This window comes from Streptomyces sp. NPDC030838, assembly GCF_055572035.1.
The window spans coordinates 183,389-197,498 of the sequence record NZ_JBVIED010000012.1 but is presented as its reverse complement, the minus strand read 5'-3'; the positions used below and the strand labels follow the sequence as shown (position 1 = coordinate 197,498).

Below are 14,110 nucleotides of genomic sequence, written 5' to 3'. Positions count from 1 at the left end.
ATGGACGCCAACCCCGAACCGCCACAGGCCACGCCGACGGACCAACTGCCGTGCGATTGCGGGTCATTCGCCGGTCCTCGGAGCGAACGCGATCTCCTCGTTCCCGCTGATCCGCACCCGTCGGCGGCGCGGGTGCGGATCGGTCGAGGGGGCTCGTGGTCAGCGGGGCAGGAGCACACCGGTGTCCGCCTCGCGGGCGGCGGCGTGGACACGGGTTGCCAGGGCCACGTCGTGGACGCCCATGCCGAACGGGTTGATGACCGTCCGGTCGGTGGCGTTGATCGGGCGGGTGTAGGCGCCGGACAGCAGCGTGGCGAGGTCCGCGTCCACCTGGCGGGCGCCCGGGGCCTCGGTGCCCGGAGCGGTCGCCCGGCCGGCCTGGGCCAGGCGGCCCAGGAGCCGGGTGTCGTCCTCGCTGACCAGGTGCCAGTCGTCGACGAACAGGTGCTCAGCGCCCAGGAGTACGTCTTCGTCGGCGTCGTCCAGGGACACGTTGAGGAAGACGGAGCCCTCCGGCAGCCAGGCCAGCGGGACGTAGGAGGTCGTGGTCGTCGTGGTGGCCAGGGTGACCGGGGCCGAGCGGACCGCCGACTCCGGTCCGTCGGCGATCTCGACCTCGATCTCCGGCAGCGACGCGCGCAGTCCCCCGGCGAAGGCCGCGGCCCGGGAAGGCGACAGGTCGTAGGCGATCACCGACTTCATGGCGCCATGGGCCGCCAACAGGTCCAGGTGCGTGCGCGCCTGACGACCGCACCCCAGCACGGCCACCCGGTCCACCGTGGACAGCGGGCGCACGGCGCGCAGCGCCGCCACGGAGACCGCCGCGGTGCGCAGTGCGCTGATGTGCGCGCCCTCCATGATGCACACCGGTGCGGCGGTCTCCCGGTCGTACAACAGGATCAGGCCGGCGGCACGGGGCAGGCCGCGGTCCAGGTTGCCGAGGCAGGCATTGATGATCTTGCATCCGTACGTGCCCTCGTGCCGGGCGGGAAGGATGAGGCTGCGGGCCGCGGTTCCGTCCGGGGCGGTCCAGCGCAACGCCGCCTCGGCCGCCACTCCCGACCGGCCCGCGCGAACCCCGAGGAACGCCTCGGTGACCACCTCCAGCGGGTCGATCCGCGCGCACAACGACGCGACGGTCGCACCGTCGAGATACCTCAGCAGCGTGGACGAGTCCTGCATGGATACATCCTTTCTCCGTACGGAACAAGGGAATTGGGAATCTTGAAGTGCTCAGCCGACTCACTTACGGTCGTCCGCATGAGCCATCCGCAGTCCCGTCCCAAGAAGCCGCCCCGCTGGCTGCTGCGCCGTCCTGATCCGGACGCACCGGCCCGCCTCTTCCTGTTCCCCTACTCGGGCTGCGGGGCCTCGATGTACCAGGCGTGGCCGCGCCGCATCGGGGCGATCGACGTCTGTCTGATCCAGCCACCCGCGCGGCAGAACCGGATCGCCGACCCGCACTACGGGACCTACGAGAACATGGCGCAGGGGCTGATCGAGTACCTGCGGCCCTACCTGGACCGGCCGTTCGCGTTCTTCGGGCACTGTGGTGGAGCGCTCCCCGGTGTCGAGGTGACCAGGCAACTCGCCGCGGCCGGACTTCCGTTGCCCACCAGAGTCTTCGTCTCGGCACAGGTGGCGCCGCACGACGGACCGTACGGGCGGCTGCTGGAGCTGGACAGGGACGGGCTGCGCACCGAGCTCGAACATATCATCACCAACCTCGGCGGCCAGCCGACCGGAGCGCTCGTCGAGACGGGCCTCGAGGTCCTCGTCAACGACATCGAGGCCAACAAGCGCTACGCGCCGGGACACATCACCCTTCCCGCGGGCATCACCGCGATCGGCTGGAGCGAGGATCCCGAGATCCCCCCGAAGCTCATGGGCGGCTGGCAGGACACCTCGGCCGACCACCGGTTCGTCGAACTGAGCGGCGGACACTTCGAGTTCCTGTCGGCGCCGGAGGCGCTGCTCGCCGAGTTCCGGCGGGACTTCGGCGAGGTGGCGGAGGCCGGCGCGTAGGGACCGGCCCGCGGCCGCTCCCGCCCCTCCTCATCGGCTCTCCACCTCCCTGCCTTCCCTTCCCTCGAGCACGTCGGCGGTCCGGCCCGGGCGGAGTTCGTAGCCGCAGCCGGCCCGGCGTGCGCGGGGCGGAGGCGACGAGGGCAGGCCCGCCCAGCGGACGTGCCGGTCCGCGTAGTGCGGGCTGAGCGGGTGGCCGGACTGGCCGGCCGGCAGCTCGGCGGTGACGAGGTCGCCCGCCGTGACCACGACCCGCCCGGCCGCGCCGAACCCGGGCACGGCCGTGCGGACGCTGTGCAGCATCCCGGCCTGCGGGCGGGGGCGGATACCGAGCACGGCGTTCGCCCACGGCACCAGCGCGGTGAGCGGGTGTCCGAGGCCGACCCGGTTCAAGCGCCCCCACTTCGCCGGGCGTTCGCCCGCCGCCGCGTGCACGCAGTCGGCGACGAAGGCGTCGACGTCGGTGGTCCCGGCGGGCAGCAGCGCGACGTCACGGGCGTCCAGAATGGCGAGCAGCGGCCGGTCGAGGTCGCGGAACGGGAAGCGGAACGTGGGTTCATGCTCGCGGCAGACGGCGAGATACGGGGCGAGGACGCGCTCGGCGAGGACTTCCCGCAGCCGCACGAGCACGCCGAAGGCACGCGAGTCGGTCGCGGCGGTGCCGTCCCACTGCGCCAGCAGGGTGCGGACGGGGTCCGCGGGCCGCAGCGCGGCGACCGCGAGGTCGCGGTAGGGCAGGTACAGCTCGGCGGTGATGTCGTGCTGCAGGGCGTGCATCCCGGCCGCGTCGTGCCGTGCGGCCGCGCCGAGGACCGTACGGATCCGGCGGGCCCGGTGGCCGGGGTCGAGGTCGAGGCCGATCCGGAACTCGTCCTCGGGCAGGGCGGCGTCGTTGGCGGAGACGAGGATGCCGTCGGCCGGGTCCACGACGCGCGGGCGTTCCGGGCCGCGAAGGTGGCCGTCGGCCGGTTCGGTGCGCGGGCTGCCGGCGGGGCGGCGGGGCAGCAGCCCCGTCGCCAGGTGCGCCATCCGCTGCCGGTCCGTGACGAGGACGTTGAGGGCGACGCCGTGTGCGTCGTCGAGGACCGCGACGGCCTCGTCGAGGTCGCCGGCGTGGGCGAGACGCTGGAACCTGAGGTCGGCGGCCCGGGGGTCGTGGCCCGTCCAGCGGACGGCGACCCGCTCGCCGCACAGCGGGGTCTCGGACACGGGCGCCGTGCCGTCGGTGGTGATGTCCACGGCGACCGGTTGCCGGCCTCGTACGCGGATCTGCTCCGTCCTGGTGCGCAGGCCGTCGGGGCCGGCGGGCACCAGGTCGAGCACGTCGGCGGTGAGGTTGGTGACACCCCAGGCGATCCGCCCGTTGGTGCCGGCGAGCACGACCGGCAGACCGGGGCTGGCGAGTCCGCGCAGCCGGGTGCCGGGCCAGGCCAGATCGACCTCGTAGAGGACGTTGGGCAGGCCGAGCGCCAGATGCAGGTCGCAGGCGAGCAGCGGCTCGTCCCCCGGGGCGATCCAGCAGTTGGAGCCGGGGACGGCGCGGTCGAGCCCGACGAGGTCGGGCGCACCCGCTTCGCCGCGATGGCGCGCGAGGTCGGCGGGCAGGGCGGGAGTCTCGCCGCCGGGCAGGAGGAAGTCGGCGACGGGTGCGGGCAGTGCCCGGCGCACCACCGCCTCCGCCCGCTTGGCCTGCTCGTTCCAGGACAGCGAGTGGAACAGCAGGAGCGAGGTGAGCACGCTGTCCTCCACCCGCCACGGCCGCGGCCGGTAGGACAGGAACCGGCACTCGAACGGAGTCGCCTGCGCGAAGGCGGCGTTGACGCCGTCGGCGAACGCGGTGAGCAGCTCGCGCTCCGGCTCGGCGAGCCGCTCGGTCGCGGTACGGGCGGCCGCGGCGAGCCCGAGCCGGCGGTACTCGGTGTCCGACGCCAGGGCGGCGCGGCCCCACACCTCCGCGAGCCGGCCGCTTCCGGTGCGCCGCATGAGGTCCAGCTGGAAGCCGCGGTCACGGCCCATCGCGTGGCCGAGGGCGCGGACCGCGTCGAGGTGGGTCCGCGCGGTGATACGGATGACGCCGTCGGCGCCGCTCTCGGCCCGCACCGGCGCGGTCAGCCCGGGCACCTCGGCACCGTCCGGACACCCGGGCGCCGACTCCTTGAGGGCGCGCAGCATGCGGCGCTCGATGCCGATCCGGCCGCGGTTGCGGTGCGCGTAGCCGGCGAAGCCGGCCGCGCCCGCGACGGCCACGGCCGCCGACGCCCAGGGCCAGGCGAGCAGACCGGCCGCGAGCGCCGCCGTGGCCACGCCCGCGGCGCCCGCCACCCGCGCCGTGGGCAGCCGCCAGAGCCGGCGCAGGCGCGGACGGTGGGCCGGGCACGTCGTCACGCGGTCTCCAGGAGGGCTGTCGCGGTGTCCCGTACGGCGGTCACGACGGCGGTCAGCAGCTCGCCGGCCAGTTCCGCGGAGGTGGTCGCGGGCTTGTAGCGCAGCTCGAACAGCAGCTCACCGCCGACGGGTGCCATGCCGACGACGAAGTCGGACGCCGTGGCCACGACCCGGGCGCCGAGCACATCGCGCTCGGACCGGTACGGCGCGAAGACGAGACCGTCCCCGGGGGTGACGGAGGCGGTCTCCTCCTGTGCGACGAGCATCGCCTCGAACACCGGGCCCGCGTCCGGGTGCCGCTCGCGGATCTCGGCGAGCACCTCCTCGAACGGCAGCTCCTGGTGGTCGAGCGCGGCGACGCAGACCTCGCGGGCCTGGCGGCTGACCGCGACCGGGTCGGTGTCGTCCAGCCGCATGCGCAGCACGACCGTGTTGGCGACGAGTCCGACGACCTCGTCCAGGCCCGGCTCGACGCGGTTGGCGAGCATGGTGGCGACGCGGATGTCGCTCTGGCCGCTCCACGCTCGCAGCGTCGCCGCGTACGCGCCGAGCACGAGCATGAAGTCGGTCATGCCGTGCTTGCGCGCGGCGGCGCGGACGGTGCGCAGGTCGTCGGCCGAGAGCGTCGCCCTGGTCGACGCCGACCGCAGCCGTTGCACGAACGACGCCGTGCCGAGCGCGGCGAAGCGGCTGCCGGGGCCGTCGGCGAGGGCGGGCCACGGCGGGGTGAGCCGGTCGAGCCAGTACGCCCGTTGCCGGGCCGCCTCTTCGGTGGTGAGCCAGTCTGCCCGGTCCTCGGCGAGCCGGCCGCTGCCGCGGGGGGTCGGCCGGGGCGCGGGCGCGCCGTCGGTGGCCAGCTCGCGGTAGATCCGGTCGGCCTCGGACAGCAGCAGGGTCAGCGACCATCCGTCGCACACGATGTGATGGATGTTCAGGAAGATCACGTGCCGGTCGGCGGCGAGCCGGTGCGCGACGACCCGCAGCAGGGGCGCCCGGTCGAGGGGCAGCGGCTCGCGCGCGGCGGCGGCCATGAGCTGTTCGCAGCGGCGCTCGGGGCGTTCCTCGGCGGTGAGGTCCTGGAGGTCGACGGTGATCGTGACGTGGGGTTCGACGACCTGGACGGGGCCGTCGCCGGTGTCCTCGATCCGGGTGCGCAGCGCCTCGTGCCGTCTCGCCAGCTCGGCGAAGGTCCGCTCGAGGAGGGCCAGGTCGAGCGGGCCGTCGGCGCGCAGCGCGCCCGCCATGCCGAACAGGCCGATGCCGGGAAGCTGGTGGGTGATCTCCCACATCTGGCGTTGGGCGAGGGAGAGCGGATGGCGGGACGCCGCCGTGGCGGACGGGGCCACCGCCACGGCCGGCGAGGCCGGCGCGTCGCCGCCGCCGTCGGCGAGGGCGTCGGCCAGGCCCGCGATCGTGGGCGCCGCCATGAAGGTCCGCATGGACAGCGCGCCGTGGCGGGCGCGGAGGCGGCTGACGACCTGCATGGCGGTGAGCGAGTCCCCGCCCGCGTCGAAGAACGACGTCGTCGTGTCGAGGCCGGTGGTGCCCAGGACCTCGCTCCACACCTCGCGGACGCTCGCCAGCAGCCGGCTGCCGGACGGCGTGGGAGCCGGGGCGGCCGGGGGCGGGGCGACCTCCTGAGCCGGGGCGACCGGAGCGGTGGTGTCCGGAGCGGTGGTGACCGGAGCCGGGGCGACCGGAGCCGGGGCGGCCTTCGCCTGGGCGGCCGGGGCCGGGGCGGTCTCGGCCGGAGGCCGGCCGGACTCCATCAGCCGGGCCAGGTCGGCGATGCCGGGCAGCGGTGCGTCGCGGAAGGGACGCTCGGGGTCGGCGGTGATCGCGGCGAGCGCCCTGCGGTGCACCTCCGCCGCCAGCACCAGCGTGCTCTCCGGCAGCACCGAGGCGTCGTACTCCATCAGCAGCCGCAGCTCGCCGGTGCGCACGTCGACGGTGAAGGCCGAGCTGTAGGCGTAGTGGGTGGACTCCAGCTCGTCCGAGTCGAGCAGCTCCAGGACGCCGTCGCCGACCAGTCGGCGGGTGTTGTGGTAGTCGGTGAAGTTGAAGCTGGAGTCGAACATCGGCACGGCACCGTACGCGGCCTGGATCGCGGCGTTCGGATACCAGCGGTGGCGCATCATCGCCTGTTCCTCCTCGTGCGCGCGCACCGCCAGTTCCGCCCACGTCTGACCGGCGAGCGTCACCCGCAGGGGGAGCTGGTTGAGGAACAGGCCGAGCACGCGGTCGGAGTCCTGGGTTTCCGGCCGGCACGCGACCACCATGCTGGTGGCCACGTCGTCGGCGCCGGTCAGCCACGACACGACCCGCAGATGCGACGCGCACAGCAGGGCCTTCACCGGCACGCCCAGCCGTGCGGCGGTGGCGCGCAGGGCGTCGAGCTGTCCCGTGAAGGGCACGTGGAACTGGCGCATCACGGGCGTGCCCGACCGCTCCGGGGCGACCAGCCGGGCCTGCGTGACCGTCCGTCCCGCCCAGAACTCCCGGTGCCCCTCGTCGGCCGCGGCGCGCTGTTCCAGCGCCACGTAGTCGCCGAAGGTGGTGCGCGGACGCGGCAGCGGCGGCGCCGTGCCGGCGGCGAGCAGCGCGCGGTACTGGGTGAGCAGGTCCTCGAAGAAGATGTTCACCGACCAGCCGTCGAGGATGGCGTGGTGGTGGGTGAAGATCAGCTGGTAGTCCGCCGCGGACGTGGTGAGCACGACGAGCCGGAACAGCGGCGGCGCGGACAGGTCGAAGTCCGTGGCGGTCTCGCGCGCCACGACCTGCCGGATCCGCTCCTGCTGCTCGTCGGCGCCGAGCCGGGTGAGGTCCTCGAACTCGATGGGCGCGGTGATGCCGGTGTGCACCCGCTGCACGGGGCCCAGCGGGTTGGCGAGGTCGAAGCTGGTGCGCAGCACGGGATGCGCGTCGGTGACGGCCTGCGCGGCCGCGCGGAACGCGGCCGGGTCCATCACGCCGCGCACCCGGTAGCTGAGCATGATGTGGTAGACGCGGGCGTCTGGCGCCAGCTCCTGGTGGTAGATCATCCCGGACTGCAGAGCGGTCATCGGGAACGCGTCGACGACGTCCGGCGGGAAAGCGGTGTCCGCCGGCAGCAGCGCGAACGGCTCGCGTCCGGCGGCGAGGTCACCCGCGTCGGTGGCGCGCGCGGCGAGTGCGGTGACGGTCGGCGCGGCGTAGACGTCCTGCACGGTCAGGCTCAGGCCCCGGTCCTTGGCGAGGCCGACCAGGCGGATGGCGCGCATGGAGTCGCCACCGCCGTCGAAGAAGTCGGTGCCGGTGGTGACGGAGGGGTCGGCGAGCACGTCGCGGAACACGTCGAGCAGCACGGTCTCGCGCACGCCGGTGGGGACGGCACCGCCCTCGGTCGTCCTGACGGTGGTCGCGGCGGCGGCGACCACGGCCGCGCGGTCCAGCTTTCCGTTCGTGGTCAGGGGCAGTGCGTCCACCGCCACGACGGTGCGCGGCACCATGTAGCGGGGCAGCGTCCGGCGCACCGCGGCGAGCAGCTGCGCCGGTTCGGGAGCGGCGTCGGCGGCCGGGACGACGACGGCCACCAGGTGCGCGCCGCTGTCGTCCGTGGTGACGGCCGCGCCGGCCGCGGCGACGCCGGGCTGGGCGGACAAAGCGGCCTCGATCTCGGCCAGTTCCACCCGGAAGCCGTTGACCTGGACCTGCCGGTCGCGCCGGCCGAGGTAGGCCAGGGTGGTGCCGTTGCGCCGCGCGAGGTCGCCGGAGCGGTACATACGGGCGCCCGGTACGCGGCTGAAGGGGTCCGGCAGGAACCGCAGCGCGGTCTCCCGGGGCCGGCCGACATAGCCGTCGCTCACCTGGGGGCCGCCGACGTAGATCTCCCCGACGCACCGGTCGGCGACCGGCGTTCCGTCGTCGTGCAGTACGTGCAGGGCGGTGCCGGGCAGCGGTGTCCCGATGTCCGACTCGGCCGTGCGTACGTCGTCGGGGCGCAGCCATCGCCAGGAGGCGTGGACCGTGGTCTCGGTGATCCCGTACATGTTCACGAGCTGGGTGCGGTCCCCGACCTCCGCGTACCAGCGCTCGACGAGCCGCCGGTCCAGTGCCTCGCCCGCGAACAGCACGTAGCGGATGTGCGCGGTGGAGTCGGGGCGCGCGGCGAGCGCGGGGAGCATCACGGTGAGCGCGGACGGGGTCTGGCTGAGCACGGTCACCCGCTCGCGGGCGCACAGTTCGGCGAACTCCTCCGGCTCCCACGTCGTCAGCTGCGGGACCACGACGAGCCGCCCGCCGTGCAGCAGGCAGCCGAACATCTCGTACATGGACACGTCGAACGAGCAGGCGTGGAAGAGGGTCCACACGTCGTCCGGGCCGAAGCCGTATCCGCCCGCGGTCGCGTCGAGCAGGCTGAGCACGTTGTGGTGGGTGACCCGCACGCCCTTGGGCCGGCCGGTGGAGCCGGAGGTGTAGATCACGTAGGCGGCGGCGTGCGCGGGCACGGGGGCGAGCGGGGCCGTGCGCGAGGCGAGTTCGTCCAGAGTGGCGCGCTCCCCGGGCACGGTGTCGTCCGCGGTGAGGGTGAGCCGGGCGCCCGAGTCGTTCAGTACGTCGGTCACGCGCGCCGTCGGCCAGGACTCGTGGAGCACCAGGCAGGCACCGCCCGAGGCCATCACGCCGAGGATGGCGACAACGAGGTCGAGGCCGCGCGGCAGCGAGACGGCGACGACGTCCCCGGCCCGCACCCCGCGGGCGCGCAGCCCGCCCGCGGTGGCCTCGACCCGCTGCTGGAGGTCCGCGTAGGACAGGACGCCGTCCGGTGCGGTGACGGCCACCGCGTCCGCGCGGGTACCGGCGATCCGCGCGAGACGGCCGGTCAGCGACTCGTCGGCGCGCGGCACCCGGTCGGGCTCGGCGACGGCACCGGGCGCGGCCACGCCGAACGGACCGACGGCGAGCCGGGTGACCGGGACGGCCGGGTCGGCGGCAGCGGCGGTGAGCACGGCGACGGCGGTGGCGCCGAGGGCGGCGACGTCCGCGTCGGCCACGGCGCGCCGGTCCGACTCGATGTCCACGGCGAGGGTGTCGCCGTCGTCGCGGACCAGGAAGTTCAGGTCGTACTTGGCGCCGACCTGCTCCACCTCGATGTGCTCGATGGCCAGCCCCGGGAACTCGGGAGCGGGCGGGGTGGCTCCGAGGTCGGTGAGGATGACGTTGAACGAGGCGGCGGAGCCGGCGACGTCGTCCGGTACGGGTGCGTTGCGCACCGCGCCGAGGACGGCTGTCCTGGTCCGCCGGACGAGGTCGTCAAAGGGGGCGGCGCCGGCGTCGAGGCGTACGGGCACCATGTCGAGCAGCAGGCCCACGACCCGGTCGAGGCCGCTGCGGTCGCGGCGGGAGGTCGGCATGCCGACGACGAGGTCGTCGCGGCCGGTGTAGCGGGACAGGGCGACCGCGATGCCGGTGGAGACGACGGTGAAGAGGCTCGCCCGGGTCTTCTCGGCGAGACGCCGCAGGGCCGCGGTGGTGTCGGCCGGTACGACGACGCGATGGGCGCGGCCGCGCTCGGCGGCCTCTCCGTCGAGCGGCGGGGGCAGCGGGAGCGCGCCCAGCGACGCGTCGTCGAGCCGTTCGCGCCAGTAGCGGCGGGCGGCGGCCAGGTCGGCGTAGGCGAGGCGGTCGGCCTCCCAGCGGGCGTAGTCGACCATGGTCAGGGGCGTGTCGGCGGGCGGCGGCGCCACTCCCGCGACCCGGCTCGCGTAGCAGCTCGCCAGGTCGTCGAGGAGCGGGCCGAACGACGGGCCGTCGGCGATGACGTGATGGAGCACGACGAAGAAGACGTGGTCCTCCGCCGCCAGCCGGAACAGGCGCATCGCCACCGGGGGCGCGGTGTCCAGGGCCAGGGGCTGGTCGGCGAGCCGCGCGCACTCGGCCACGCACGCGTCCAGCCCGGGCGCCTCGACGACCGTGAGCGGGGGCTCCACCGACGGCAGGATGCGCTGCCGCGGCTCGCCGCCGGTCACCGGGAAGGCGGTGCGCAGCGAAGGGTGCCGCTCGTGGATGTCCCGCAGCGCGGCGACGAAGGCGTCCCGGTCGAGCGGGCCGCGCAGGCGCAGCGCCGCGCACAGGTTGTACGTGCCGTCCTCGGCGAAGTACGTGGTGGCCCACAGCGACCGCTGGGCGGCGGTCAGCGGCCCGGTGTCCCCCGCGGGCACCGGGGGCCAGGCCAGCCGCTCGCGCCGGCCGACCAGGTCGGCCAGTTCGTCGCGGTGCCGCTTCATCTCCGCCAGCAGCTCGGGCGGCAGCGCCTCGCCCCGGACGCGGTAGCGGAGGCGGTCGTCGGCGAGGGTGAGCGCCACACCGAGGTCGTCCAGGCGGCGCAGCACATCGCGCGCGGTCACAGCTCTCCCTCGAAGACCGGCTCGGCGGCGGGCCGGGCGGCCCGCAGGCGGTCCAGCTCGGCGGCGACCTCGGCGACCGTGCCCAGCTCGAAGAAGTCCTCCAGCTCCAGCTCCAGGCCGGTCAGTTCGGTGAGCCGGTGGAGCACCTGCACGGCGAGCATCGAGTGGCCGCCCAGCGCGAAGAAGTCCTCGTCCACGGGAACCGTGTCCAGCTCCAGCAGTTCACGCCAGACCGCGGCGACCTGATCCTGAGTCGACACCTTCATCACCTCTCGTCCAGAGCCAGTACCGCGTCGGGGTTCGCCGCGCCGGCCCGCAGCACGTCGGCCAGCGCCCGCGTCCAGCCGGTGACCGTCGCGGTGTCGAGCACCTCCGGCCAGAACAGGACCTCCAGGCGCAGCCGGTCGGTCTCGCCGGAGACGTCGATCATCAGATCCAGGTCCATCACGGGGTCCGCCAGCTCGCGCGGCACGACCTCCAGGTCCGCCAGCGACACCCCGGTCCGCCACGCGCCCTGGTGGGTGACCTTGACCTGGAACAGCGGGAACCGGCCGGCCTTGCGCGGCGGGTTCACGGCCGCGACCAGCTTGTGGAACGGCAGCCGGTCGTGTTCCTGCGCGCCGAGCACCTGCCGCCTGGTCAGGTCGAGCAGTTCGCCGAACGTCGGTGCGGCGCCGGGCGCGAGACGGACCGGCAGCTGGTTGACGAAGGTGCCGATCAGCTCCTCGCTGCCCGGCCACGAGCGGTTGACCGAGTCGATGCCGAGCACCAGGTCGGTGGCCGAGGTGGCGTCGCGCAGCACCACGTAGGAGGCGGCGAGCACCGCCATGAACGGGGTCGCGCCGTGGGCGCGGGCCGTCGCGGCGAGGGCGCTGGTCTCGTCCTCAGTGAGGCGGGTGACCACGTGGTCGGTGACGAACGCCGGCTTGGCCGGCCGCGGGCGGTCCAGCGGCAGGTCGATCGCCGGTGGCGCGCCGTCCAGCTGCTCGGTCCAGTACCGCGTGCACTCCTCGGCGTCCGGGCCCGCCAGCCAGGTCCGTTCCGCCTCCACGTACCGGGAGAACGAGGTGCGCGGCAGCGGCACGTCGGTGAGGCCGGCGAGCCACCGCTCGTAGTACTCGGCGATGTCGCGCTTGAGTACTTCCAGGGACCAGCCGTCGGCGACGAGGTGGTGCAGGGCGAACGTGAGGACGTGGTGGTCGTCGGCGACCCGCTCCAACCGGACCGTCGTCAGCGGCGGTTCGGGGGTGCGGGCGGAGATCTCGAAGTCGCCGAGCGTGCCCGTCTCCAGCACGATCTCGGCCTTGGGCCATACGACGGCCTTGGGGACTCCGCGCTCCTGCGTGAAGACGGTACGCAGCGGCTCGTGCCGGGCGACGACGGCGGCCAGGGCGTGGCGCAGCGCGTCCAGGTCGAGCCGCCCGCGCAGGTCGAGCGAGAGGATCAGCAGGTTGGGCGCCTTCTTGCGGTGCAACTGCTCGAAGAACCACAGCCGTTCCTGACCGGAGGAGAGCGCGCCGACCGGGCGCGGTGCCTCCTGCGGGGCGGCGGGTTCCGCGGCCTCGATCGCGGCGAGCAGGCCGCGCGGGGTGGGCCGGGACAGGAACGCCCGCAGCGAGGTGCCCTCCGCGCCGAACCGGGCCCGCGCGGTGGAGACCAGGGTCATCGCCAGCAGCGAGTCGCCGCCCGAGGTGAAGAAGTCGTCGTCGGGGGCGGCCGAGGCAGCGCCCAGGGTCTCGGCGACCAGGGCGCACACCGCGTCCAGGGTGGTGGCCGTGGCCGGGGCCGGTGCCACGTCCTCGGTGCGCAGGTCCTCCAGCGCCCGGTAGTCGATCTTTCCGGAGGTGTTGACCGGCAGCCGGTCGAGCACGGTGACCTCGTGCGGCACGAGGTACCGCGGGGCGGCGGCGCGCACCGCGGCGAGCACGTCGGTCTCGGCGTTCAGCGTCACGAACGCCCGCAGTCGGCCCGCGGTGTACACGCAGGCCGCCGAGCGCACCTCGGGGACGCGCAGCAGTTCGGCTTCCACGTCGCCCAGTTCGACGCGGTGGCCGCGGATCTTCACCTGCCGGTCGCGGCGGCCGTGGAAGTCGATCGTGCCGTCGGCGGCGCGGCTCGCGCGGTCGGCGGTGCGGTACAGCCGTGCGCCCGGGGTGCCGGACAGATGGTCCGGGACGAAGGCGAGCGCGGTGCGCACCGGGTCGCCGATGTAGCCGCGGCCGACCCCGTCGCCGCCGACCAGCAGCTCGCCCTCGGTGCCGGTCGGCACCTCGCGGCCGTCCTCGTCCACCACGTAGAGGCGGGTGTTGAGGATCTCCCGGCCGATCGACGGCCAGGGGCGTGCGGCGCTCTCGTCCGCGGTCACCACGTGGTGGGTGACGTCGTCGGAGCACTCGGTGGGACCGTAGGCGTTGACGATCGGGATGTCCGGACAGTGCTCGTACCAGCGGCGCGCGACCGCGCCGGGCAGTGCTTCCCCGGTGGCGATGAGGTAGCGCAGCGAGGAGAGTCCGGCCCGCAGGTCGTCGTCGAGCTGGGCGGTGAGCACGGCGAGGAACGACGGGACGATCTCCAGCACGGTCACCCCGTGCCGGCGGACCCACGCCACCAGCTCCGCGGGCTCGGCGATGTTCTGCGGCGAGGCGACCGCGACCCGCCCGCCGACGGTGAGCGCGGTGAGGGTCTGCCACACCGAGATGTCGAACGACAGCGGCGCGGTCAGGCCGATGGCGTCGGCCGGCCCCAGACCGAGGTCCTCGATCTTGGCGGCGATGTGGTTGTCCATGCCGCCGTCGGCGACCATGGCGCCCTTGGGGGTGCCGGTCGACCCGGATGTGAAGATCACATACGCGAGCCCGTCCCTCGGCCGGTCCGGCACCGGCACCGGCACCGGCTCAGCGGGCCGTTCCGTGGCGACGAGCACGCTCGGGGCCGGGTCGAGCCCGTCGGCGATCCGGGCGGCGAACTCCTCGTGCCCTGGCGCGACGAGCAGCACCCGTACGTCGGCCGACGCGCACATCTGGTGCGCGCGCCGCACCGGCACGCTCGGCTCCACGGGGACGAACGCGGCGCCGGCGAGCAGCACGCCGAGCATCATCGCCACATAGCCGGGGCCGCGGTCGGCGACCAGCGCGACGACGGTCTCGCGTCCGGCGCCGGCGGCCCGCAGCGCCGCCGCGTGCCCGCGGGCCACGGCGTCCAGCTCGGCGTAGCCGGTGGTCACGCCGTCGGCCACCACGGCGGGAGCGCCGGGACTCTCCTCGCGGCACCGGGCGAACCGCGACAGCACGGGACTCACGACCGGCTCGGTCATG

Annotated in this window: 6 protein-coding genes; 1 reads left to right on the top strand and 5 read right to left on the bottom strand. The window is 74.5% G+C overall.

Annotated features, from left to right (window positions below; genetic code table 11):
• Positions 1-159 precede the first annotated feature (159 nt).
• Complete coding sequence (locus ACZ42A_RS27920) at positions 160-1,182, bottom strand: ornithine cyclodeaminase (protein WP_468530025.1); 1,023 nt, start codon at positions 1,180-1,182, stop codon at positions 160-162.
• 78 nt (positions 1,183-1,260) lie between these two features.
• On the opposite strand from ACZ42A_RS27920, the gene ACZ42A_RS27915 reads away from it, so the two are divergent.
• Positions 1,261-2,025, top strand: a complete 765-nt coding sequence (locus tag ACZ42A_RS27915) for a thioesterase II family protein (protein WP_468530024.1) — start codon at positions 1,261-1,263, stop codon at positions 2,023-2,025.
• Positions 2,026-2,055: 30 nt separating this feature from the next.
• Here the strand turns inward: ACZ42A_RS27915 and ACZ42A_RS27910 are convergent, their stop codons facing one another.
• From ACZ42A_RS27910 to ACZ42A_RS27895, 4 genes are read right to left on the bottom strand one after another with little or no spacing between them, the layout of a single operon-like run.
• Entirely contained in the window at positions 2,056-4,410 is a 2,355-nt protein-coding gene (locus ACZ42A_RS27910) for a penicillin acylase family protein (RefSeq protein ID WP_468530023.1), read from the bottom strand.
• Positions 4,407-10,796: an amino acid adenylation domain-containing protein gene (locus ACZ42A_RS27905; protein WP_468530022.1), complete on the bottom strand. Its 6,390-nt coding sequence runs from the start codon at positions 10,794-10,796 to the stop codon at positions 4,407-4,409. Before ACZ42A_RS27905 ends, ACZ42A_RS27910 begins: the two co-directional genes overlap by 4 nt.
• Positions 10,793-11,056, bottom strand: a complete 264-nt coding sequence (locus ACZ42A_RS27900) for a phosphopantetheine-binding protein (protein WP_468530021.1) — start codon at positions 11,054-11,056, stop codon at positions 10,793-10,795. The genes ACZ42A_RS27905 and ACZ42A_RS27900 overlap by 4 nt, the downstream gene beginning before the upstream one ends.
• 5 nt (positions 11,057-11,061) lie before the next feature.
• Positions 11,062-14,109, bottom strand: coding sequence for an amino acid adenylation domain-containing protein (locus ACZ42A_RS27895; protein WP_468530020.1), 3,048 nt, complete (start codon positions 14,107-14,109; stop codon positions 11,062-11,064).
• Between the last annotated feature and the right edge of the window lies 1 nt (position 14,110).